Origin of the sequence: Azonexus hydrophilus (assembly GCF_001956855.1) — a bacterium.
In the GTDB taxonomy this organism is placed as follows: Bacteria; Pseudomonadota; Gammaproteobacteria; order Burkholderiales; family Rhodocyclaceae; genus Azonexus; species Azonexus hydrophilus_A.
In genome coordinates this window covers 87,734-110,131 of sequence record NZ_MTHD01000007.1, presented here as the reverse complement: position 1 = coordinate 110,131, position 22,398 = coordinate 87,734, and the positions used below count along the sequence as shown (strand labels likewise).

The 22,398-nt window shown below is 64.3% G+C and carries 20 protein-coding genes; 15 read left to right on the top strand and 5 right to left on the bottom strand.

The features are described from left to right. Positions 1-56 precede the first annotated feature (56 nt). A complete protein-coding gene (locus BJN45_RS16795; protein ID WP_083651385.1) occupies positions 57-1,136 on the bottom strand; it encodes a BMP family ABC transporter substrate-binding protein in 1,080 nt (359 codons plus the stop codon). A 162-nt stretch (positions 1,137-1,298) separates the two neighbouring features. Between BJN45_RS16795 and BJN45_RS16790 the strand changes: the two genes are divergently transcribed. From BJN45_RS16790 to scpB, 10 genes are all read left to right on the top strand, one after another. After that, positions 1,299-1,793 carry a nucleoside deaminase gene (locus BJN45_RS16790; protein WP_076097345.1) on the top strand — a complete coding sequence of 165 codons (495 nt, stop codon included), beginning with the start codon at positions 1,299-1,301 and terminating at the stop codon, positions 1,791-1,793. A 94-nt stretch (positions 1,794-1,887) separates the two neighbouring features. Further along, on the top strand, positions 1,888-3,369 hold the full coding sequence (gene xdhA, locus BJN45_RS16785) for a xanthine dehydrogenase small subunit (RefSeq protein ID WP_076097343.1): 1,482 nt from the start codon (positions 1,888-1,890) through the stop codon (positions 3,367-3,369). After that, on the top strand, positions 3,366-5,711 hold the full coding sequence (gene xdhB, locus BJN45_RS16780; RefSeq protein WP_076097341.1) for a xanthine dehydrogenase molybdopterin binding subunit: 2,346 nt from the start codon (positions 3,366-3,368) through the stop codon (positions 5,709-5,711). Before xdhA ends, xdhB begins: the two co-directional genes overlap by 4 nt. Further along, positions 5,708-6,730, top strand: a complete 1,023-nt coding sequence (xdhC, locus tag BJN45_RS16775; protein ID WP_076097340.1) for a xanthine dehydrogenase accessory protein XdhC — start codon at positions 5,708-5,710, stop codon at positions 6,728-6,730. Before xdhB ends, xdhC begins: the two co-directional genes overlap by 4 nt. Next, a complete protein-coding gene (locus tag BJN45_RS16770) occupies positions 6,727-8,268 on the top strand; it encodes an ABC transporter ATP-binding protein (RefSeq protein ID WP_076097338.1) in 1,542 nt (513 codons plus the stop codon). The genes xdhC and BJN45_RS16770 overlap by 4 nt, the downstream gene beginning before the upstream one ends. Further along, a complete protein-coding gene (locus BJN45_RS16765) occupies positions 8,255-9,310 on the top strand; it encodes an ABC transporter permease (RefSeq protein WP_076097336.1) in 1,056 nt (351 codons plus the stop codon). Before BJN45_RS16770 ends, BJN45_RS16765 begins: the two co-directional genes overlap by 14 nt. Before the next feature lie 21 nt (positions 9,311-9,331). Next, positions 9,332-10,252 carry an ABC transporter permease gene (locus BJN45_RS16760; RefSeq protein ID WP_076097334.1) on the top strand — a complete coding sequence of 307 codons (921 nt, stop codon included), beginning with the start codon at positions 9,332-9,334 and terminating at the stop codon, positions 10,250-10,252. Further along, positions 10,249-11,610 carry an 8-oxoguanine deaminase gene (locus BJN45_RS16755; RefSeq protein ID WP_076097333.1) on the top strand — a complete coding sequence of 454 codons (1,362 nt, stop codon included), beginning with the start codon at positions 10,249-10,251 and terminating at the stop codon, positions 11,608-11,610. Before BJN45_RS16760 ends, BJN45_RS16755 begins: the two co-directional genes overlap by 4 nt. Before the next feature lies 1 nt (position 11,611). After that, positions 11,612-12,955 (top strand): guanine deaminase, encoded by a 1,344-nt coding sequence (guaD, locus tag BJN45_RS16750; protein WP_076097331.1) that lies wholly within the window; start codon positions 11,612-11,614, stop codon positions 12,953-12,955. Beyond that, the gene (gene scpB, locus BJN45_RS16745; RefSeq protein ID WP_076097329.1) at positions 12,946-13,725 is read left to right on the top strand and encodes a methylmalonyl-CoA decarboxylase; all 780 of its coding nucleotides are present in this window, start codon (positions 12,946-12,948) and stop codon (positions 13,723-13,725) included. The genes guaD and scpB overlap by 10 nt, the downstream gene beginning before the upstream one ends. A 23-nt stretch (positions 13,726-13,748) precedes the next feature. Here scpB and BJN45_RS16740 read toward each other — a convergent pair whose 3' ends face one another. Continuing rightward, positions 13,749-15,719: an ATP-binding protein gene (locus BJN45_RS16740; protein ID WP_076097327.1), complete on the bottom strand. Its 1,971-nt coding sequence runs from the start codon at positions 15,717-15,719 to the stop codon at positions 13,749-13,751. Positions 15,720-15,921: 202 nt separating this feature from the next. Between BJN45_RS16740 and BJN45_RS16735 the strand changes: the two genes are divergently transcribed. Both BJN45_RS16735 and BJN45_RS16730 read left to right on the top strand, forming a co-directional pair. After that, complete coding sequence (locus BJN45_RS16735; protein ID WP_076097325.1) at positions 15,922-16,146, top strand: hypothetical protein; 225 nt, start codon at positions 15,922-15,924, stop codon at positions 16,144-16,146. 52 nt (positions 16,147-16,198) lie between these two features. Beyond that, positions 16,199-16,660, top strand: a complete 462-nt coding sequence (locus BJN45_RS16730) for a nucleoside deaminase (RefSeq protein ID WP_076097324.1) — start codon at positions 16,199-16,201, stop codon at positions 16,658-16,660. A 47-nt stretch (positions 16,661-16,707) separates the two neighbouring features. Here the strand turns inward: BJN45_RS16730 and BJN45_RS16725 are convergent, their stop codons facing one another. From BJN45_RS16725 to BJN45_RS16715, 3 genes are all read right to left on the bottom strand, one after another. Beyond that, the gene (locus tag BJN45_RS16725) at positions 16,708-17,484 is read right to left on the bottom strand and encodes an ABC transporter permease (protein ID WP_076097322.1); all 777 of its coding nucleotides are present in this window, start codon (positions 17,482-17,484) and stop codon (positions 16,708-16,710) included. A gap of 11 nt (positions 17,485-17,495) precedes the next feature. Then, complete coding sequence (locus tag BJN45_RS16720) at positions 17,496-18,275, bottom strand: ABC transporter ATP-binding protein (protein WP_076097321.1); 780 nt, start codon at positions 18,273-18,275, stop codon at positions 17,496-17,498. A gap of 65 nt (positions 18,276-18,340) precedes the next feature. Further along, positions 18,341-19,369, bottom strand: coding sequence for an ABC transporter substrate-binding protein (locus BJN45_RS16715; protein ID WP_076097319.1), 1,029 nt, complete (start codon positions 19,367-19,369; stop codon positions 18,341-18,343). 400 nt (positions 19,370-19,769) lie between these two features. Between BJN45_RS16715 and BJN45_RS16710 the strand changes: the two genes are divergently transcribed. From BJN45_RS16710 to BJN45_RS16700, 3 genes are all read left to right on the top strand, one after another. Further along, positions 19,770-20,639: an outer envelope protein gene (locus BJN45_RS16710; protein WP_076097400.1), complete on the top strand. Its 870-nt coding sequence runs from the start codon at positions 19,770-19,772 to the stop codon at positions 20,637-20,639. 253 nt (positions 20,640-20,892) lie between these two features. Continuing rightward, entirely contained in the window at positions 20,893-21,570 is a 678-nt protein-coding gene (locus tag BJN45_RS16705; protein ID WP_076097317.1) for a FadR/GntR family transcriptional regulator, read from the top strand. 22 nt (positions 21,571-21,592) lie between these two features. Further along, on the top strand, positions 21,593-22,384 hold the full coding sequence (locus BJN45_RS16700; protein WP_076097315.1) for a transporter substrate-binding domain-containing protein: 792 nt from the start codon (positions 21,593-21,595) through the stop codon (positions 22,382-22,384). The last annotated feature ends 14 nt before the right edge of the window (positions 22,385-22,398 follow it).

Here is a 22,398-nt window from a genome sequence, read left to right as displayed (position 1 = left end):
GGAACTGCTGGATTGCCGCGCTGCGCTCGCAATGACGGGCTGCGGCAGACGGTTCCTTACTTGGGAATCGAACCTTCGACACCTTCGACGTAGAAGTTCATCTTCTTCAGTTCGGGGTCGGTGTAGCTCTTGCCGGCGGCGAGGATGAGCTTGCCGGTCTGGTCCTTGAGCGGGCCGGTGAAGGGGTGCAGCTTGCCCGACTTGATGTCGTCACGACGCTGTTCGGCCAGCTTCTTCAGATCGGCCGGGACGCCCGGGCCGAAGCTCTCGATGTTGACCGCGCCTTCCTTGACGCCCCACCACAGATCGCCGCTCTTCCAGGTGCCGGCCTGGACTTCATCCATCGTCTTCTTGTAGATGACTCCCCAGTTGAGCACCGACGCAGCCAGGTGTGCCTTGCCGCCAAACTTGCTCATGTCGGAATCCCAGCCGAAGGCGAGCACGCCTTTTTCCTGGGCGGCCTGAACGACTGCCGGCGAATCGGTGTTCTGCATCAGCACGTCGCTGCCCTGGGCGATCAGCGCCAGCGCGGCTTCACGTTCCTTGCCCGGATCGAACCAGCTGTTCACCCAGATGACGCGGGTCGTCACCGCCGGATTGACGCTGCGGGCGCCGATGGTGAAGGCGTTGATGTTGCGGATGACTTCCGGGATGGGGATCGAGGCGACGACGCCGAGCTTGTTGCCCTTGCTCATCTTGCCGGCGACAACGCCGAGCATGTAGGCGCCTTCATAGGTGCGTACGTCGTAGACGCCGAGGTTCTTGCTGGTCTTGTAGCCGGTGGCGTGCATGAAGATGGTGTTCGGGAAGGCCTTGGCGACCTTCAGCATCTGGTTCATGTAGCCGAACGAGGTACCGAACACGACCTTGTTGCCCTTCTGCGCCAGGTCGCGGAAAACCCGCTCGGCGTCCGCCGTTTCCGGCACGTTCTCGACGAAGGCAGTCTTCACCTTGCCGCCGGACTGGCTTTCGAGCATCTTGCGGCCGACATCGTGGGAGTAGGTCCAGCCATGGTCGCCGGTCGGGCCGATGTAGACGAAACCGGCCTTCACCGGGTCGGCGGCGTGCACGCCGGCAAGGCCGGAAACCGCCAGCACGGCGGCGGCAGTCAGTGTCTTGAGACGGGAAAGCAGCATGCTTGGTTCTCCTTGGGTGGGGGTTATGAAATCTGGTTGCTGCACTGTAGCAATCCAGCGGGGCCAGACCTATCTCGCCAGCGTTATGACCAGTATTGCTCAACGCTGTCATGCCCGGCAGCGGCCTGCCGCGATAATTGCCGGACATTGAGGAGAACACTGATGAGCGAAACCCTGTCCGGCACTGACCTGAATTTCCTGCGCCGCAGCATCGAATTGTCCCGCCAGGTGCGGGCCGCTGGCAAGCATCCTTTTGCTGCGCTGGTGGTCGATGGCGACGGCAACATCGTCGCCGAGGCCGGCAACGATTCACTGCCACCGGGGGGCGATCCGACGCGCCACGCCGAACTGGTCGCCGCCGCGCTGGCGGCACGCCGGCTGACGCCGGAGCAACTGGCGCAGGCGACTTTGTACTCCAGCGCCGAACCCTGCGCCATGTGCGCCGGTGCGATCTACTGGTGCGGCATCGGCCGCGTCGTCTATGCGCTGTCCGAACACAAGCTGCTCGGCCTGACCGGCGACCACCCGGAAAATCCCACCTTCTCGCTGCCCTGCCGCGAGGTCTTCGCCCGCGGCCAGCGCCGCATCGCCGTCACCGGCCCCTGCCTGGAAGACGAAGCGGCAGCACCGCATGCCGGCTTCTGGCAACAACCATAATGCCGGGCAGATACTCCTTATCGCCATCGGCCGCTCAACCTGCGCGGCCGGCTGTGCTACCTTCAAGCATCGTCTTTTGATTCACTTCCGCACCATGTCAGAACGTCCCATCCAGTTTTATTTTCGCGGTGCCATTCACCGGATCGAGGGCAGCGCCCCGACCCGCACACTGCTCCAGTACCTGCGCGAAGACCTGCACCAGACCGGCACCAAGGAAGGTTGCGCCGAGGGCGACTGTGGCGCCTGCACCGTCGTCATCGGCGAACTGTCGGGCGGCGATGGCGAGGAAATGCTGCAGCTGCGTGCGGTCAATGCCTGCATCCAGTTCCTGCCCGCCATCGACGGCAAGGCGCTGTTCACCGTCGAGGACCTGGCCAGCGATGGCGAGCTGCACCCGGTGCAGCAGGCGCTGGTCGACCGGCACGGTTCGCAGTGCGGTTTTTGCACGCCGGGCTTCGCCATGTCGCTGTTCGCGCTCTACGAAAACCAGCCGGAATGCCCGGAGCGCGACGAGATCGACCACACGCTGTCGGGCAACCTGTGCCGCTGCACCGGCTACCGGCCGATCGTCGATGCGACCCGGGATGCCTACGCGCTGCCTCGCCGGCCGCTGAACCGCCAGCCGGTGATCGCCGCGTTGAAGGCCTTGGCCGCGCTGCCGCCGCTTGACTATCAGGGCAACGGCCAGCGCAGCCACAGCCCGCGCAGCCTGGCCGAACTGGCGGCGCTGCGCGTCGCCCTGCCCGACGCCCGGCTGGTGGCCGGCGGCACCGATGTCGGTCTGTGGGTGACCAAGCAGGGCCGCGACCTGGGCGAAATCATCCACCTCGGCGCCGTGCCCGAACTGAAAACCGTCAGCATCGGCCGCGAGCGCCTGGAAATCGGCGCCGGCGTCACGCTGACCGACGCCTTCGCCGCGCTCACCGCGTTCGAGCCGAACTGGGCCGAACTGGCCCGGCGCTTCGCCTCGACGCCGGTGAAAAACGCCGGCACGCTCGGCGGCAACGTCGCCAACGGTTCGCCGATCGGCGATTCGATGCCGGCGCTGATCGCCCTCGGCGCGCGCATCGTGCTGCAGCACGGCGACAGCCTGCGCGAACTGCCGCTGGAGGATTTCTACATCGATTACCAGAAGACGGCGCTGCAACGCGGCGAGTTCGTCCGCGCGCTGCGTCTCGACGCGCCGGCCGAAGCGCTGCGCCGCGTGTTCCGCAGCTACAAGGTGGCAAAGCGGCTGGACCAGGACATTTCCGCCGTCTGCGCCGGCATGGCCGTGCATGTCGACGGCGACGGCATCATCCGCCGCGCCCGCATCGCCTTCGGCGGCATGGCGGCAACGCCGAAACGCGCGGTCAATTGCGAGCTGGCGCTGCTCGGCCGGCCGTGGGACCTGAACACGGTGCGCCACGCGATGCAGGTGCTGCGGGAAGATTACCGGCCGCTGGCCGACGTGCGCGCCAGCAGCGAATACCGGCTGAATGTCGCCGGCAACCTGCTGCAGCGTTTCTGGCTGGAAACCGGCAGCACGGGTCAGACACCAGCCCGACTGAGCCAGCTGGCACCGGTGCAATCATGAGCGCGCCGACCACCAGCCTGATCGGTGAATTGATCGGCAAATCGATCCCGCACGAAAGCGCCCGCCTGCATGTCAGCGGTGCAGCCCGCTACATCGACGACCTGCCGGAAGCGGCCGGCACGCTGCACGCCGCCGCCGGCTTGTCGACCTGCGCCCGTGGCCGGATCAGGCGGCTCGACCTGTCCGCCGTGCGCGCCTACCCCGGCGTGCGCTGCGTCATTACTGCGGTCGACATCCCCGGCGAGAACAATTGCGGGCCGATCCTGCACGACGATCCGATCATCGCCGGCGACGAAATCCAGTTCTACGGCCAGGTCATCTTCGCCATCGCCGCCGACACCCGCGACGCAGCGCGCCAGGCGGTGCGGCTGGCGAAAGTCGAGTACGACACCGAAACGCCGATCCTCGACATGGATGCGGCCATCGCCGCCGAATCCTGGGTGCTGCCGCCGTTCGCCATGCAGCGCGGGCCGGTCGATGCGGCGTTTGCCAATGCACCGCATCACCTGAGCGGCACCGCCGTCGTCGGTGGTCAGGAACATTTCTACCTCGAAGGCCAGATTTCCTACGCGCTGCCGAAGGACGACGACAGCCTGCACCTGCTGTGCTCGACCCAGCACCCAACCGAGATGCAGCAACTCGTGTCGCACGCGCTGGGCTGGCGTGCGCATCAGGTCAGCGTCGAAATCCGGCGCATGGGCGGCGGTTTCGGCGGCAAGGAATCGCAATCGGCGCAATGGGCCTGCCTGGCGTCGATTCTTGCGGTCAACACTGGAAAACCGGTAAAAATTCGCCTCGACCGCGACGACGACATGATCGCCACCGGCAAGCGTCACGGCTTCCAGTACGCCTGGCAATCGGCTTTCGACGACAGCGGCCGGCTGCTCGGCCTGAAGCTCGACATGGCTTCGAACTGCGGCTATTCGGCCGACCTCTCCGGGCCGGTCAACGACCGCACGATCTGCCACATCGACAACGCCTACTATCTCGACGCGGTCGCCCTGAACAGCTTGCGCTGCAAGACCAACACCGTGTCGAACACGGCCTTCCGCGGCTTCGGCGGGCCGCAGGGCATGTTCGTCATCGAAACCGTGCTCGACGACATCGCCCGCCACCTCGGGCGCGATCCGCTGGCCGTGCGGCAAGCCAATTTCTACGACGTCGTCCCCGGCGCGCGCAGCACGACGCCCTACGGCATGGTCGTCGAAGACAACGTCGCGCCGGCGCTGGTTGCCGAACTTGCGGCCAGCAGCGATTACGCCGCCCGCCGTGCGGCGATTGCCGAATTCAACGCCAGCAGCCCGGTGATCAAGCGCGGCATCGCGCTGACGCCGGTCAAGTTCGGCATTTCGTTCAATGCCACGCACTACAACCAGGCCGGCGCGCTGGTCCATGTTTACACCGACGGCACGGTACTCGTTTCGCACGGCGGCACCGAAATGGGCCAGGGCCTGTACACCAAGATCCGGCAGATCGTCGCCCACGAATTCGGCCTGCCGCTGGCAGACGTGCGACTGTCGTCGACCGATACCAGCCGCGTCGCCAACACCTCGGCGACGGCGGCATCGAGCGGTGCCGACCTCAACGGCAAGGCGGCGCAGAACGCCTGCCTGAACATCAAGGCACGGCTGGCGGCGTTTGTCGCCGAATTGAACAATGCTGCGGTCGACGCCGGAAAAGTGCGATTTTCCAATGGTCGCGTGCAGGCCGGCGACGCCTACGACGTGCCCTTCGCCGAACTAGTCATGGCCGCCTACCGGGCACGCATCCAGTTGTGGGACGCCGGTTTCTACCGCACACCGAAAATCCATTTCGACCCGCTGACCAAGTTCGGCCGGCCGTTCTTCTACTTCGCCTACGGAGCGTCATGCAGCGAAGTCGCCATCGACACGCTGACCGGCGAATACCGCGTGCTGCGCGTCGATCTGCTGCACGACGTCGGCCGCTCGATCAACCCGGCGCTCGACATCGGTCAGATCGAGGGCGGTTTCATCCAGGGTATGGGCTGGCTGACCAGCGAGGAGCTGTGGTGGAAGACCGACGGCGCCCAGGCCGGCCGGCTGATGAGCCACGCACCGTCGACCTACAAGATCCCGACCGCCAGCGACCTGCCGGAAATCTTCAACGTCCGCCTCTACGACAACGCCAACGTCGAGGACAGCATCCACCGCTCGAAGGCGGTTGGCGAACCGCCGTTCATGCTCGCGCTGTCGGTCTTCTTCGCGCTGCGCGACGCCGTAGCCAGTGCGCTGCCGGCCGGCACGCCGGTGCAACTGGCGGCACCGGCAACCCCGGAAGCCGTGTTGCGCGCGCTGACTGCCAACCAGGACAAGGCGCCATGACCGACAGCCGCCTGCCCGACGACTGGCTGCACGCGCTGCCAGGCATGCTGGCCGGCGGCGACTGCGTGCTGGTTACCGTCGCCCGCACGCAGAGTTCGGCACCGCGCGGCGCCGGCACCAGCATGCTGGTCGGCACCGCGCACTGCATCGATACCATCGGTGGCGGCCACCTCGAATGGCAGGCGATCCACCACGCTCGGCGGCTGCTCGACGCCGGCAACCGCCAGCCGGCGCTGCTGCGCTACAACCTCGGCGCCCGGCTCGGCCAGTGTTGCGGCGGTGTCGTCTGGCTGCTTTTCGAAAGCCTGCCGGCCACCAGCGCGGACGCCTGGAAATCGCGGATTTCGGCGGTCGACCGCAACATTTGCCTTGAACGCCGGCTGACGTACCGGAGCGCCGCTTCCGACTGGCGACTGAGCGAACAACCGGGCAGCGGCAACCGACTCGACGGCGATGCGGCCGACTGGCGTTTCCATCAGGGGATTGTCGACAGCCGTTTCCCGGTCATGCTGTTCGGCGCCGGCCACGTTGCCCGTGCGCTGGTGCGCCAGTTGCAGCCGCTGGGCGCGCGCATCACCTGGATCGACAGTCGCGACGATGCCTTCGCCGATGTTGCGGTCGACGGCATCTGCACGCTGATTACCGACATCCCGGAAAGCGAAGTCCGGAATGCGCCGGCCGGCAGCTACTTCCTCGTCATGACGCACAATCACAGCCTCGATTTCGCGCTCTGCGAGGAAATCTTCAAACGCCGCGATTTTGCCTACTTCGGCCTGATCGGCTCGCACAGCAAGCGCGCGTCCTTCGAGCACCGCCTGCGCGACCGCGGCCTGCCGGCGGAGCGTTTCGACGAACTGACCTGCCCGATCGGCATTGCCGGCATCGTCGGCAAGGAACCGGCCGCCATCGCGCTGGCGGTTGCCGCGCAGATGCTGCAGATCGAAAATAGCCGCCATTTGCTCAGACAAGCCGGCCAGCGCCGGCTGAGCGATCCCCATCGTTTGCCGGAGGAACCATGAGCCAGTCCGCCCGACTTCAACTGCTGCACATTAGCAAACGCTACCCCAGCGTCGTCGCCAACGACGACGTCAGCCTGTCGGTCGAACCCGGCGAGATCCACGCCATCCTCGGCGAAAACGGCGCCGGCAAGAGCACGCTGATGAAGATCATCTACGGCGCGGTCAAGGCCGACGCCGGCGAGATGTTGTGGAACGGCCGCCAGGTTGCCATCGCCAGCCCGGCGCAGGCACGCAAGCTGGGCATCGGCATGGTCTTCCAGCATTTCTCGCTGTTCGAGACACTGTCGGTGGTCGAGAACATCGCTCTGGTGCTCGACGAGCCCTTCGATCTGCCGGCGCTGGCCGCCCGCGTAAAAGAGGTTTCCGAACGCTACGGCCTGCCTCTCGACCCTTACCGCAGCGTGCACAGCCTGTCGGTCGGCGAGCGCCAGCGCGTCGAGATCGTCCGCTGCCTGCTGCAGGACCCGAAGCTGCTGATCCTCGACGAACCAACCTCGGTGCTGACGCCGCAGGCAGTGCAGAAACTGTTCGAGACGCTGCGCCGGCTGGCATCCGAAGGCGTTTCCATCCTCTACATCAGCCACAAGCTGCACGAAATCAAGTCGCTGTGCGATTCGGCGACCATCATGCGCGGCGGCAAGGTCACCGGCACCGCGATCCCGCGCGACGAAACGCCGGCCAGCCTGGCGCGGATGATGATCGGGCGCGAACTGCCGGTGTGCGAAGCGCCGGCATTCACCGGCCTGGTCAAACCGGTACTTGAAGTCGACCGGCTCAGCCTGGCCTCCGCCGACCCGTTCGGCACCTCGCTTTCCCATGTTTCACTGACCGTTAATGCCGGCGAAATCCTCGGCATCGCCGGCATTTCCGGCAACGGCCAGGCCGAACTGCTGGCTGCGCTTTCCGGCGAGAACACCGTCGACCGCGAAACCATCTGGCTTGCCGGCGAAGCCATCGGCCATCTCGACGCCGGCCAGCGGCGCAGCAAGGGCCTGGTTTTCGTGCCGGAAGAACGCCTCGGCCGCGGCGCCGTGCCGGCGCAGTCGCTGACCCGCAACGCGCTGCTGACCGCGCACCGCCAGGACATGAAACACTGGGGTCTGGTCAGTTACAGCAAGGCGAAAGCCTTTGCCGAGCAATGCATCGCCCGCTTCGACGTGCGCTGCGGCGGACCGGACGCGCTCGCCCGCTCGCTGTCCGGCGGCAACCTGCAGAAATTCATCGTCGGCCGCGAGATCATGCTCGCCCCCAGGCTGATGATCGTCGCCCAGCCGACCTGGGGCGTCGATGTCGGCGCCGCCGCCTTCCTGCGCCAGACGCTGCTCGACCTGTCGCGCACCGGCGTCGCCATCCTGGTCATTTCGGAAGAACTCGAAGAGCTGTTCGAAATCAGCGACCGCATCGCCGTCCTCGCCGCCGGCCAGCTCTCCGCCGCCCAGCCCAAGGCGGCGACCAATGCCGAATCGGTCGGTCTGCAGATGTCCGGCCTGTTCAACGAAACCGCCCAGCCCACGGAGTCCGGCCATGCACCTGCTTGAACCCCGCGCCCAGCCGTCGCAACTGATGCGCTGGACGGCGCCACTGATCGCCATCGGCGCCACGCTGCTGACCGGCTCCCTGCTGTTCTGGGCGCTCGACAAATCGCCGCTCGCGTCCTTTTACGTGTTCTTCATCGAACCGCTGACCTCCAGCTACGGCTGGAGCGAACTGCTGATCAAGGCCTGCCCGCTGATCCTGATCGCCCAGGGCCTGGCCATCGGCTTCAAGGCGCGCATCTACAACATCGGCGCCGAAGGCCAGTTGATCGTCGGCGCGCTGTTCGGCGGCGGCGTCGCCATCTGGCTGGAAGGCAGCGATTCCGGCTGGGTCATTCCGGCCATGGTCGTCGCCGGGGCCATTGGCGGCGCACTTTGGGGAGCCATCCCGGCGCTGCTGAAAACCCGCTTCAACGCCGAGGAAACGCTGACCACGCTGATGCTGACCTACGTCGCCATCCACCTCCTGTCCTACATGGTCAACGGCCCGTGGCGCGATCCGGAAGGGATGAACTTTCCGCAATCGATCATGTTCAGCGACAACGCACTGTTCGGCTTGCTGATCGAAGGCTCGCGGGTCAATACCTCGATCTTCATCACGATCTTTGCCGTCCTCGCCTTCTGGCTGTTCAATGCCCGCAGCTTCCTCGCCTACACCCTCGAAGTCGGCGGCCAGGCGCCGGCCGCGTCGCGCTACGCCGGCTTCTCGGCGAAGCGGACGGTGTGGTTCAGCCTGGTGATTTCCGGTTTGACCGCCGGCCTGGCCGGCGTCGGCGAAGTCGCCGGGCCGGTCGGCCAGTTGAACCTGAACATCTCGCCGGGCTACGGCTTCGCGGCGATCATCGTCGCCTACCTCGGCCGCCTGCACGCGCTCGGCATCGTGCTGGCCGGCTGCCTGATGGCGCTGATCTACCTCGGCGGCGAAGCGGCGCAGGTCAGCCTGCAGATGCCGTCGGCCATCACCGGCATCTTCCAGGGCATGCTGCTGTTCTTCCTGCTCGGCGCCGATGCCTTCATCGACAACCGTCTGCGCCGTCCCGCGTGATCGCCCCCTGAGGAAACCATCATGATCGACCACCTGATTCCCATCCTCGCCGGCACGCTGGCTGCCGCCACGCCGCTGATTTTTGCCGGCCTCGGCGAACTGGTCGCCGAACGCAGCGGTGTCATCAACCTTGGCGTCGAAGGCATGATGCTGATCGGCGCCATCGCCGGCTTCGCGTTCGCCGCCGAAACCGGCTACGGCGCGGTCACCGGCCTGCCCGCCGGAGCGCTGGCCGGTGCCGCCGCAGCGATGATCTTTGCCTTCTTCGCGCTGTCGCTGTCGGCCAATCAGGCCGCCTGCGGCCTGGCCCTGACCATCTTCGGCATCGGCCTGTCGGCCTTCATCGGCCAGCACTACGTCAGCTACAGCCTGCCCGGCCTGCAACCGATCTCCATCCCGCTGCTCTCCGACATCCCGCTGCTCGGGCCGGTGCTGTTCAGGCAGGACTGGGTGGTCTACCTGTCGCTGATCGCCTTCGCGCTGGTCACCTGGACCCTGGCCAAAACCCGTCTCGGGCTGCTGCTCAAGGCCGTTGGCGAATCGCCGGAAGCGGCGCATGCAATCGGCTACCCGGTGCTCGGCATCCGCTACGGCGCAGTCGCCTTCGGCGGCGCCATGGCCGGCATTGCCGGCGCCTACTTGTCCACCGTCTATACGCCGTTGTGGGTGCAGAACATGAGCGCCGGACGCGGCTGGATCGCCGTCGCGCTGGTCGTTTTCGCGACCTGGAAACCGACCCGCCTGCTGCTCGGCGCCTATCTGTTCGGCGCCGTCACCATCCTGCAGTTCCACGCCCAGGGTCTGGGCATCGACGTGCCGGTGCAGTTCCTCGCCGCGCTGCCCTATGTTGCGACCATCGTCGTGCTCGTCGTCATTTCGCGCGACCGCAAACTGCTGCAACTGAACCTGCCGGCCTCGCTCGGCAAGCCTTTCTTGCCATGACTACACTGTTACTGAAGGACGCCGACGTCCTCGTCACCATGGACGCTGCCCGCCGCGAAATCCCCGGCGGCGGCGTCTTCATCCGCGACGGCGTGATCGAGGCGGTCGGCAGCAGCGATCAACTGCCAGGCGCAGCCGACCAGGTCATTTCGCTGGCCGGCACGGTCGCCCTGCCCGGCCTGGTGAACACGCACCACCACATGTACCAGAGCCTGACCCGGGCGATCCCCGGCGCCCAGGACGCCGAGCTGTTCGGCTGGCTACGCCGCCTGTACCAGATCTGGGCCGGACTGACGCCGGAAATGATCAAAATTTCGACGTTGACCGCAATGGCCGAGCTGATCCTCTCCGGCTGCACCACGTCGAGCGACCATCTCTACCTCTACCCGAACGGCAGCCGCCTCGACGATTCCATCGAAGCCGCCGCGACGATCGGCATGCGCTTTCACGCGGCGCGCGGCAGCATGAGCGTCGGCGAAAGCCAGGGCGGCCTGCCGCCGGATCGGCTGGTCGAGAACGAAGCGGCGATCCTGAAAGACACGCAGCGCCTGATCGAAACCTGGCACGATCCCAAGCGCCACGCCATGCAGCGCATCGTCGTCGCGCCCTGCTCGCCGTTCTCGGTCAGCCGCGAACTGATGCGCGACGCGGCCGAAATGGCGCGTAGTTTCGGTGTCTCGCTGCATACGCACCTCGCCGAGAACGACAACGATGTCGCCTACAGCCGCGAGAAGTTCGGCATGACCCCGGCCGAATACGCCGAATCTTTGGGCTGGGTCGGCCACGACGTCTGGCACGCCCACTGCGTCAAGCTCGACGCGCCTGGCATCGATCTTTTTGCCCGCAGCGGCACCGGCGTCTCCCACTGCCCCTGCTCGAACATGCGCCTGGCTTCCGGCATCGCGCCGATCCCGGCGATGCGCGAAGCCGGCGTCAATGTCGGTCTCGGCGTCGACGGCTGCGCCTCGAACGACGCCGCCCATCTGCTCGGCGAAGCCCGCCAGGCGATGCTGCTGGCCCGCGTCGGTTTCGGCCCGGCGGCGATGAATGCCCGTCAGGCGCTCGAACTCGCGACGCTGGGCGGTGCCAAAGTCCTCGGCCGCGACGACATCGGCGCGCTCGCCCCGGGCATGAGCGCCGACCTCGTCGCCTTCCCGACCGGCGGCCTCGACCTCGCCGGCGCCGCCGTGCATGACCCGGTCGCGGCGCTGGTCTTCTGCACGCCGCAAACGGTGCACCACTCCATCATCAACGGCAAGCCGGTGGTCGCCGACGGCCAGTTGCTGCCGCTCGACCTGCCGCCGCTGGTCGCCACCCACAACCGCCTGGCGCGGCAACTCGCCAACGGCACGCACTGACATGAACGCCACCCGCAAACAACTGGTCTTCGGCCGCGTCCTCCACTTCCTGAAAGACCCGGGCGAGCAGGACGCCGCCGACAGCTACGAGTACTTTCCCGACGGCGCGCTGTGGATCGTCGCCGGCCGCATCGCCGCCGCCGGCCCGCGCGCCACAGTCGAAGCCGGCATAGCCCCGGCCGAGCGTGCCGCCGCCGAAGTCATCGACTACGGCGAGCAGCTGATCCTGCCCGGCCTGGTCGACACTCACTGCCACTACCCGCAATCAGCAGTCATCGCCTCCTTCGGCCGGCAACTGCTCGACTGGCTGAACGACTACACCTTCCCGGCCGAAACCACCTTCGCCGACCCGGAAGTCGCCACGCGCACCGCCGACTGGTTCCTCGACCGCCTGCTCGCCCACGGCACGACCACCGCCGCCGTGTTCTCGACGGTCCATGTCGGGTCGGTCGACGCCTTCATGGCCGGCGCGGAAAAACGCCGTTTACGCATGTTGACCGGAAAAGTCATGATGGACCGCCACGCACCGCCGGCACTCTGCGACACCGTCGCCGACGCCGAACGCGACTGCCTGGCGCTGATCGAACGCTGGCACGGCAAAGGCCGGCTGCGCTACTGCGTAACGCCGCGCTTCGCGCCGACCTCGACCGCGGCCCAGCTCACCCTGGCCGGCGAGCTTTACCAGAGCAAACCGGACCTGCACGTGCAATCGCACCTGGCCGAAAACCTCGACGAGATCGCCTGGGTCAAATCGCTGTTCCCGGAAGCGCGCGACTACCTCGACGTCTACGACCGCCACGGCCTGCTCGGCCCGCGCAGCATCTACGGCCACTGCATCCACCTGTCGCCGGCCGAAGCCGCGCGCCTGGCCGAAACCGGCACCGCGGCGGCCTTCTGCCCGACCTCCAACCTCTTTCTCGGCAGCGGCTTCTTCAACCACGCCGCCGCCGTCGACGCCGGCATCCGCGTCGGCCTGGCCAGCGACGTCGGTGGCGGCACCTCGTTCAGCATGATCCGCACGCTCGACGAGGCCTACAAGGTGTCGCAAGTCCACCGCCGCCCGCTACCGCCGCTGCGCGCCTGGTTCCTCGCCACGCTCGGCGGCGCCCATGCGCTCTACCTCGACGAGTTCATCGGCAATTTCGCGGTCGGCAAGGAAGCCGACTTCGTCGTCCTCGACCCGCGCGCCACCCCGGAACTAGAATTCCGCCTGGAAAAAACCGACGAACTGGCGACGACGCTGTTCGCGCTGATGATCCTCGGCGACGAGCGCTGCGTGACGGCGACGCATGTGCTGGGAGAGCGGACTTTGCAACACTACCCACAGGAAACTCCATGTCCCTGATCCTTGCCGAAATCAGCGATGGCATCGGCACCATCACGCTGAATCACGACATCAAGCGCAATGCGCTGTCCGAACAACTGGTCCATGCCATCGCCGCCACCCTCGCCGACTTCAGGGAAGCCGGGGCGCGCGTTGCCATCCTGCGTGCGCAGCCTGGTGCCAAGGTCTGGTCAGCCGGCCACGATGTCGCCGAACTGCCGCTCGGCGGTCTCGACCCGCTCGGCTGGCAGGATCCGCTGCGCATGCTGATCCGTGAGGTTGAGGCTTTTCCGGCACCGGTCATTGCGCTGATCGAGGGCAGTGTCTGGGGCGGCGCCTGCGAACTGGTCTTTGCCTGCGACATGATCGTCGCCACGCCCGAAGCGACTTTTGCCGCAACGCCGGCCAAGCTCGGCGTGCCTTACAACGCGACCGGCCTGCTCACCTTCCTCAACGCCGCGCCACCGCACATCGCCAAGGAACTGCTGTTTACCAGCCGTCCGATGACTGCAGCCCGCCTCGAACGCCAGGGCATCATCAACCACGTCGTACCGCTTGCCGAGATTTCCGAATTCACGCACGACATGGCGCAGACCATCGCCCACAACTCGCCGCTGGCGATTGGCGTCATGAAAGAGCAGCTGCGCATCCTGGCCGCCGCACACGCCCTGTCGCCGGCCGACTTCGAGCGCATCCAGGGCCTGCGCCGGGTGGTGTACAACAGCCGTGACTACGCCGAAGGGATCAATGCCTTCAAGGAAAAACGCAAGCCGGTCTACCTCGGTGAATAGACAGGCCATGCCGCTACTGCAAATCAGCCAAGCCAGCGAGCCAATGTAGCGTAGAGCCGTTCCGGATCAACCGGTTTCGCGATGTGGTCGTTCATGCCCGCATCGAGACAGGTTTTCCGGTCTTCGTCGAAGGCGTTTGCCGTCATTGCCAGTATCGGCGTTTGCCAGTTCAGTACGCCGCTGCGGATTGCCCGGGCGGCGTCGAGGCCGTTCATGTTGGGCATTTGCATGTCCATCAGGATCAGTTCGTAGGAGCGACTGCTGGCCAGTTCAACGGCGGCCAGGCCATCGACGGCGAGGTCGACAACAAAGCCGACATCTTCGAGCAGGCAGCGTGAAACCTCCTGATTGATCGGCTCGTCTTCCGCCAGCAACACGCGCACTCCGGTGAAATCGCGCCTGACACCGGTATCGGCAGCTACGGGCTGAGGCGGCAAGCTGCTGGGCTGGTCAGTGCCTTGGCATTTTGCCAGCCGCGCGGTGAACCAGAATGTACTGCCCTGCCCGGGTGTGCTGTCGACGCCAATCTCTCCGCCCATCAGTTGCGACAACTGCTTGCAGATCGCCAGCCCCAGCCCCGACCCGCCGTACTTTCGCGTCGTCGAGCTGTCTGCCTGCTCGAATGGGGAGAACAGGCGCAACTGATCTGCCGGTGAAATCCCGATACCGGTATCCTTTACCTCGAAGCGCAGCAGCAGCGCGCCGGCGTCTTCCTCAAGCGGCCGGACGCAAATGGTGACACTGCCGGCAGTGGTGAATTTGACTGCATTCCCGATCAGGTTCAGCAGTACCTGGCCCAGTCGCAGCGGGTCGCCTTGCAGCGTCTGCCCGGCCAGTTCAGGCAGGACCTCGACCCGCAGTTGCAGCCCCTTCTCGATGACCCGTTCGGACATCAGGCTGGTGACATTTTCCAGAACTTCGCCGAGTTTGAACTCGGTGCTTTCGAGCACCAGGCGTTCGGCTTCGATCTTCGACAGGTCGAGGATGTCGTTGATGACGGCCAGCAGTATCTTCGACGAGTGCTTGGCCTTCACCAACTGCTCCCGGACCTTGTCGTCGGTACTGCGCTTGTAGGCCAGGTCGAGCATGCCCATGATGCCGTTCATCGGCGTCCGCAATTCGTGGCTCATGTTGGCGAGGAAGGTGCTCTTGGCCCGGCTTGCCGCTTCGGCGGCCTCCTTGGCAACGGAAAGCGCCAGCGTGCGCTCTTCGACTTGCGACTCAAGTTGATCGCGGTGATGCAGGAGTTCGCGCTGCGCCATCTCCCGCTCCCTGTCCCAGCGTGCCGACATGCGGGCACCGAGCGCGATGCCGGCCATACCGATCAGCCAGATCAGGGCGTGACTCAGGCCAAGTTGCATCCGCGATTCGTCGATGCGTGCCAGATAGGGCGCCAGCGGCAGATTCAAGCCCGTCGCACCGCGCATGTCACCGGTTTTGTAGCCGAGGATGGCGTGGCATTTGCTGCAGCCATCTTCCATGTACATCGCCCGTAAATAGCGCAGGTAAGGTTCGCCGCCAATTTCGGTAACCTCCCAGACCTCGTTCCTGTCACCACGGGTGAAAGCCTCGAGTTGCCGGCGCTCCCAGTCGTCGGGCGCATTGCCGGGATTGAGATACTTGAGGCCGGTGATCCGTCCCCGGATCCCGTATTCGTCAGCATAAAAATCCATCATCTGACGCAGCATCGAGGCCGGATTGAGCAGGGTCAGCTCGCGTCCGTCGCTGGTCGTGACATCCCGACCGGGCACATGGGACAACCAGGGGACGGATTTCTGGGTTTCGGTGATCGGTACGTAAACACCGCCATGAAGGGTTCCCCAGCGACGGAAGGAGATGTCCTTGTTGAGGTTGGCACGCGCCTCGGAATACGCTATCGACATCGCCTGCTCTCGAACCTGGCGCAGATTCCAGGCGAGAGAAAGGGCCAGTACGGCCGTCCATATGATCGCCGTCAGGATCGACAAACGTAGCGTCAAATTTCCGTAAGCCATCGGGAACCCCGAATACTCAGATCAAATAAATAATTACAGAAGAATATATACCCCTTCCGACGATACATCACCAGTTATCGGGACGCGGGTACCTGAGCGTGCGAGTCAAAGCAGCGAAGACAAAAACCTCAAATAAAACAAATTTGACAATTTAGTTAAAAGTTTTAAGATGAAATCATCCCCCACCCGATGAGGTGACATCATGACTTCCACCACGACAACCCACCCAGCCGAGCATGACTCCTTCCCGTCCAGCCTGAGCCTGCAAGCGCTGACAGAGTGCCTGGTGAATACCAGCAACGCCGATCTGCTAGGCCACGCGGCACACTCCGACGATCCGCTGACCCGTGAACTGGCGGTCCGCTATGAAGCCGCTCTGGCCTTCCTGCACAAGGACAACCTGCATTTCATCACCCCCGCCACCTGATGCCGGCGGCCGGTGGCACAATGTCACCGACAGCTATTCAGGGAGAACGCGCATGGATGCATTCATGCAGGCCGCCATCGATGAGGCGCGCCAGGGACTGGCCGAGGGTGGTATTCCGATCGGTTCGGTGATCGTGCACAACGGCCGCATCATCGGCCGTGGCCACAACCGGCGCGTGCAGAATGGTAGCGCCATCCTGCACGGCGAGATGGATGCCTTCGAGAACGCCGGACGTCAGCCGGCCTCGGTGTATCACGAGGCGATTCTGTACACCACGCTGTCGCCCTGCGCGATGTGCAGCGGCGCGATGCTGCTCTACGGCATCCGCCGCGTCATCGTCGGCGAGAACCGGACTTTCATGGGCGAAGAAGATCTGCTGCGCTCACGCGGCGTTGCCGTCGAGGTGTTGCAGGACGAAACCTGCATCGCCCTGATGCGCGATTTCATCGCCGCGCGGCCGGAATTGTGGAACGAGGATATTGGTGTCGATACTGCGGTCGACCGCAATAATTGACCAAAAACGGCGCCCGCGGGCGCCGTTTTGCTGGCGACTGGCAGGAATCAGCCCGGCGCGTTCGGGTTGCGGTGGGCCCAGCCGGTCAAGCGCTTTTCCAGTACGGCGAACAGTTCGTACATGACGACGCCCATGACGCCGATGACGATCAGGCCGGCGAACACCAGCGGCATGTTCATCGACGAACTGGCCGACATCATCAGGTAACCGATGCCGAGGTTGGAGGCGACCGTTTCCGAGATCACCGAGCCGACGAAGGCCAGCGTGATGGCGACCTTCAGCGAAGCGAAGAAATACGGCAGCGAGCGCGGCAGGCCAACCTTGGTCATGATGTCCCAGCGCTTGGCGCCAAGCGAGCGCAGCACGTCTTCAAGTTCCGGTTCCAGCGTCGCCAGGCCGGTGGCGACGTTGACCACGACCGGGAAGAAGGAAATCAGGAAGGCGGTCAGGATCGCCGGTACGGTACCGATACCGAACCAGACCACCAGCACCGGCACGAAGGCGACCTTGGGAATGCTGTTGAAACCGACCAGCAGCGGGTAGCAGGCTTGGTAGATCAGCGGCGAGGCGCCGACGGCCAGCCCGAGCACCATGCCGACGACGACGGCGATGGCGAAGCCGGCCAGCGTCGTGAACAGTGTTTGCGTCGCGTGCATCATGATCGGCCCGGCGTACTCGACACCGGCCACCCAGATCGCGCTCGGCGCCGGCATCAGGTAATCGGGAATCGACAGGCCGGTACAGACGGCCTCCCAGAACAGGAACAAGGCGATGGTCAGGGCCCAGGGCGCGACCTTGATCAGCGGGGGAAGTTTAACGGCCATGCTGGCGCTCCTCAGGATTCACGAATACGGCCGATGTGTTCACGCAGTTCGTGAACATAGCCGGCAAAGGCGTCGGTATAGGTCACGTCGAGCGGGCGCGGACGCGGCAGGTCGATTTCCTTGCGCACCAGAATGCGGCCCGGGCGCTTGCTCATGACGTACACGGTATCGGCCAGGAAGACCGCTTCGCGCAGGTCGTGCGTCACCAGCACGACGGTGAATGGCTGTTGCTGCCACAGGTCACGCAACATGCACCAGAGTTCTTCACGGGTGAAGGCATCGAGGGCGCCGAACGGCTCGTCGAGCATCAGCAGGCGCGGCTGGTGGATCAGCGCGCGGCAGATCGACGCCCGCTGCTGCATGCCGCCGGACAGTTCCCACGGGAACTTGTCGCCATAACCGGCGAGGCCGACCTTGGCGAGCAGGGCTTCGGCATCGGCGGTGTACTTGGCCTTCTCCTTCTTCAGGTTGCTGCGGAAGGGTTCGACGATTTCCAGCGGCAGCATCACGTTGTCCAGCGTCGTGCGCCAGGGCAGCAGGTTGGCGGCCTGGAAGGCCATGCCGATGATTTTCAGCGGCCCGCCGACTTCGCGGCCGTCGACGAAGACATAACCCTCGCTCGGTGGTTTGAGGCCGGAGACCAGTTTCATCAGCGTCGATTTGCCGCAACCGGAAGGGCCGACCACGGCAACGAACTCGCCTTCGCGGATGCTCAGCGTGACGTTCTCGATGGCGTTGGCGCCGCCCGGCGCGTAGGCCAGGCTGACATTTTCAAAGGAGACAAAAGACATGGGAAATTCCTGTGGGTTGAATCGGCCTGCCCGGCACCGGTCGGCACCGGGGCAGGCGCGGCAACTTACTTGAGCAGGCGGTCGGCCTTCACCGGCAGGAAGCTTTCATTGACTAGGTCGGCAGCTGCCGGCACCTTCGCCAGCCCGTAGGCTTCGCCGGTCTCGGCCAGCGAACGCTGCATGCGCTCGGCAGTAACGGCGCCCAGACCGTTGGCCTTGACTTCCGGCGTAATCACGCTGGATTCGAGCGCCAGCTTCAGGCGACGGGTTTCCAGATCGACGTTGATCAGCGGATCACGTTCCTTGACGTAGGCCACCGCCGCCGCCGGATTGGCGATGACTTCCTTCAACGCCTTGTTGAAGGCACGCAGCAGGCCGGCAACGGCCTTCGGCTTCTCGGCGATCATCTTCGGGCTGGCGATGATGGTGTTGCCGTACAGGGCAACACCATGATCCGGATACTTCAGCGCGACGATGTCTTCGCTCTTGACGCCGCGTGCTTCCAGATTGAGCAGGCTGGTGAAATAGAAACCGGTGATGCCGTCGACATCGCCGCGCGCCAGCAGGGTTTCGCGCAGCGCCGGTTCGACGGTCTGCCACTTCACGGCATCGACCGCCAACTTGTTCGACTTGGCGAAAGCCGGCCAGGCCTTGCGGCCGGCGTCGAAGATCGGTGCGGCCAGGGTCTTGCCGACGAGATCGGCGGGCTTGGTGATGCCCGACTTCTTCAGCACGAAGACAGCGGCCGGCGTGGCGTTGTACACCATGTATACCGACTGGATCTTCGAACCCGGGGTCTTCGCTTCATATTCGACCAGCGCGTTGAAATCGGCGAAGCCCATGTCGTAGGCGCCGGTGGCGACGCGCGTCACGGCACCGGCAGAACCGGCACCGGAGTCGATTTCGACATCCAGGCCTTCAGCCGCGAAATAGCCCTTGGACTTGGCCAGCAGGAAAGGCGCGGACGGACCTTCGAAACGCCAGTCGAGCGTGAACTTGATCTTCTGCGGCGCATCTGCCAGCGCCGGTGCAGTCAGGAAAGCCATGCTGGCAGCGATGAAGAGACGACGACATACGTTGAAGGGTACTGACATGGTGTTGCTCCTGTGGAAGTAATGTGACTCCCTCATAGCAATCGCCATGCCACATAATAAGCCATTGTTTATAAACAACTAAAATAGCTTCAGAAATTTTCCGGCACGCCCGCGGATCGCAGCGGTGCCAGTTTTGCCCGTTTCACCCGAAAACCCCGCCTTAATTCGGTGCAGAAAAGCCTTCGGCGCCCCTTTCGGGTGCATTTTATTTGCATATTTACATTCGGCTAATCCTATTATATTCAATGGGATATAAGAGTCGCTTTATACAAAATCACTGATACTGGATATACAACGCCACAAGCCGCCTGCCTGATAAATTTTGCCCATCGGTTCAATGCTGCTTTGCAACATCCGCTGCGCCGAGCAAATCAAATTCATCAATACAGGAGGTTCAATCATGTTTTCCCGCAAATCCTCGATCATCGGCCTGGCCCTGCTGGCAGCCGGCATGACCGCCCAGGCTGCCGACTGGAGCGACACCTCGATCGGCTACCGCTACGGCACCAAGTTCGCCGAGCCGTTCAACAACAACGACATCAAGAAGAACATCTTCAGCCTGACCCACGCCAGCGGCTACAAGTACGGCAGCAACTACTTCAACGTCGACATGCTGATGTCGGACAACAACGATTCGCCGACGGTCAACGGGGTGCCGAACAAGCAAAGCCAGGCACACGAAGCCTATATCGTCTATCGCCATACGCTCGACTTCGGCAAGATCGCCGGCAAGAGCCTGGCCATCGGTCCGTTCCGCGGTTTCGGCTTCACCGCCGGTTTCGATTACAACAACAAGAGCGGTGACGGCTATCAGTCGAAGAAGCGCATGCTGGTCGCCGGCCCGACGGTGATGATGAACGTGCCGGGCTTCCTCAACATCAGCCTGCTGCAATTGTGGGAAAGCAACGAACCAGCCACCGCCGCCTTCCGCAAGCAGGGCCGTTACGACTACGATCCGCACCCGATGCTCAACCTGGCCTGGGGCATCCCGCTCGGCGACAGCGGCTTCTCGTTCAGCGGCTACGCCAACTTCATCGCCGCCAAGGGCAACAACGAAAACGTCGTCCAGACCAAGACCAAGGCCGAAACCAACATCGACATGGCGCTGCTCTACGATTTCAGCGGCATCATCGGCGCGCAGAAGAACACCTTCAAGGCCGGTGTCGGTTACCAGTACTGGAAGAACAAGTTCGGTAACGACCATAACGGTGCGGCCGGCGATGGCGCCTTCGCCAAGACCCCGATGCTGCGCGCCGAGTACCACTTCTAAGTCGCTTGCTGGTGTCGCACAGGCGCGGTCCGCTTCGGCGGCCGCGCTTTTCCGCAATGCACCAAAAACATCTGTATTGTCGCGAAGCCTCCCGGAAACGGGGCATGGCTGGCGCTCCCACGCCGTTTCGCACAGCAAAACAATTTATTTTAAAATCAGCTAGTTAAAGTCACAAACCCACCCTCTGGCGCGATTGGCACGAAAACCGCTTAACAGCCCTCATCTGGTCTGACCGGTCTGAACTGTCAAGCACATGCCCTCCGTATCCAACATCGCCGCCCAAACCCTGCAACGCCGCATTCTCGATGGCCAGTACCCGGCTGGCTCAGCCCTGCCCGGTCAGCGCGACCTGTCGGAAAGCCTCGGCATCAGCCGCGCTTCGCTACGCGAGGCAATCTCGATGCTGGAAGCGCTGGGCATGCTGCGTTCACAGCCCGGCAAGGGCGTCTTCATCACCAGCGGTAGCCGGATCGAGGCCGCCGATCTGCCCGCCGGCCCGAACGCGATGCCGCCGGACGCCATTTTCCAGATGCGCTTCGTCATCGAACCGGCCAGTGCCGGCCTGGCCGCACGCCGGCGCAGCGACGACGAACTGGCCGCACTGCGCGAGTGCATGCGCGAAATGCAACGGGCGCTCGATAGCAGCGACCTGGTCACCGCGGCCGATTGCGACCTGCGTTTTCACCTGGCGCTGGCCGAGCTTTCCGGCAACCCGGCGCTGGCCGCGATCACCCACCAGTTCCAGGCACAACTCGCCTACAGCCTGCGCCTGCCCTTCGCCGACCGCAGCCATATCTGGCAACCGGCCGACGAACACGACACCATCCTTGCCGCCATCGCCGCCGGCGATGCCGACGCGGCCCGCGAAGCCATGCAACAACACCTGATCTCGGCCGCCGGCCGGGTCGGTATCACTTTCATCCACCCTTGAACCGCTGCCCAGGAGTCCCACCATGCAAAAACGTCAATTTCTTCGCACCCTGCTTGCCACCGCGCTGATCGGCAGCGCCACCTTCTCGCTCACGGCACAAGCCGATGCGCTGGCCAATGCGCAAAAGAACGGCGTGCTGCGCGTTGCCGTGCCGCAGGATTTCCCGCCGTTCGGCACGGTCGGCCCGGACATGAAGCCGCGCGGCTACGACATCGACGTCGCCAACCTGATCGGCCGCGAACTCAAGCTCAAGGTCGAGATCATTCCGGTTTCCAGCACCAACCGCATTCCCTACCTGAGCACCGGCAAGGCCGATCTGGTCATTTCCAGCCTGGGCAAGAACCCGGACCGCGAGAAGGTCATCGACTTCTCGATCGCCTACGCCCCGTTCTTCAACGGCATCTTCGGACCGAGCGACGCGGCCATCAAGACCGCTGCCGATACCGCCGGCAAATCCGTCGGCGTTACCCGCGGCTCGGTCGAGGATCTGGAATTCAGCAAAATTGCCCCGTCGACCGCAACAATCAAGCGTTTCGAGGACAACAACGCGACCATCTCGGCCTACCTGTCCGGCCAGGTGCAGTTGATCGCCACCGGCAACGTCGTCGCCGCTGCGGTCAATGAACGCACCAAGATCCGCCGCCTCGACACCAAGTTCCTGATCAAGAACTCGCCCTGCTACGTCGGTGTGAACAAGGGCGAAGCGGCGCTGCTGGCGAAGGTCAATGAAGTCATCGCCAAGCTCAAGGCCAATGGCGAACTGAACCAGGTTTCACAGCGCTGGCTGCTGGCCCCGCTGCCGGCTGGTCTCTGATAACGCGAATGGCA

Excerpts from the sequence above, each read along its gene's own strand:
- xdhA (WP_076097343.1), top strand. The coding sequence starts at position 1,888 with ATGTCAGAACGTCCCATCCAGTTTTATTTTCGCGGTGCCATTCACCGG.
- BJN45_RS16760 (WP_076097334.1), top strand. The coding sequence starts at position 9,332 with ATGATCGACCACCTGATTCCCATCCTCGCCGGCACGCTGGCTGCCGCC.
- BJN45_RS16735 (WP_076097325.1), top strand. The coding sequence starts at position 15,922 with ATGACTTCCACCACGACAACCCACCCAGCCGAGCATGACTCCTTCCCG.
- BJN45_RS16795 (WP_083651385.1), bottom strand. The coding sequence starts at position 1,136 with ATGCTGCTTTCCCGTCTCAAGACACTGACTGCCGCCGCCGTGCTGGCG.
- BJN45_RS16755 (WP_076097333.1), top strand. The coding sequence starts at position 10,249 with ATGACTACACTGTTACTGAAGGACGCCGACGTCCTCGTCACCATGGAC.
- BJN45_RS16770 (WP_076097338.1), top strand. The coding sequence starts at position 6,727 with ATGAGCCAGTCCGCCCGACTTCAACTGCTGCACATTAGCAAACGCTAC.
- BJN45_RS16705 (WP_076097317.1), top strand. The coding sequence starts at position 20,893 with ATGCCCTCCGTATCCAACATCGCCGCCCAAACCCTGCAACGCCGCATT.
- xdhB (WP_076097341.1), top strand. The coding sequence starts at position 3,366 with ATGAGCGCGCCGACCACCAGCCTGATCGGTGAATTGATCGGCAAATCG.
- BJN45_RS16720 (WP_076097321.1), bottom strand. The coding sequence starts at position 18,275 with ATGTCTTTTGTCTCCTTTGAAAATGTCAGCCTGGCCTACGCGCCGGGC.
- BJN45_RS16765 (WP_076097336.1), top strand. The coding sequence starts at position 8,255 with ATGCACCTGCTTGAACCCCGCGCCCAGCCGTCGCAACTGATGCGCTGG.
- BJN45_RS16715 (WP_076097319.1), bottom strand. The coding sequence starts at position 19,369 with ATGTCAGTACCCTTCAACGTATGTCGTCGTCTCTTCATCGCTGCCAGC.
- guaD (WP_076097331.1), top strand. The coding sequence starts at position 11,612 with ATGAACGCCACCCGCAAACAACTGGTCTTCGGCCGCGTCCTCCACTTC.
- scpB (WP_076097329.1), top strand. The coding sequence starts at position 12,946 with ATGTCCCTGATCCTTGCCGAAATCAGCGATGGCATCGGCACCATCACG.
- BJN45_RS16790 (WP_076097345.1), top strand. The coding sequence starts at position 1,299 with ATGAGCGAAACCCTGTCCGGCACTGACCTGAATTTCCTGCGCCGCAGC.
- BJN45_RS16725 (WP_076097322.1), bottom strand. The coding sequence starts at position 17,484 with ATGGCCGTTAAACTTCCCCCGCTGATCAAGGTCGCGCCCTGGGCCCTG.
- BJN45_RS16730 (WP_076097324.1), top strand. The coding sequence starts at position 16,199 with ATGGATGCATTCATGCAGGCCGCCATCGATGAGGCGCGCCAGGGACTG.
- BJN45_RS16740 (WP_076097327.1), bottom strand. The coding sequence starts at position 15,719 with ATGGCTTACGGAAATTTGACGCTACGTTTGTCGATCCTGACGGCGATC.
- BJN45_RS16710 (WP_076097400.1), top strand. The coding sequence starts at position 19,770 with ATGTTTTCCCGCAAATCCTCGATCATCGGCCTGGCCCTGCTGGCAGCC.
- xdhC (WP_076097340.1), top strand. The coding sequence starts at position 5,708 with ATGACCGACAGCCGCCTGCCCGACGACTGGCTGCACGCGCTGCCAGGC.
- BJN45_RS16700 (WP_076097315.1), top strand. The coding sequence starts at position 21,593 with ATGCAAAAACGTCAATTTCTTCGCACCCTGCTTGCCACCGCGCTGATC.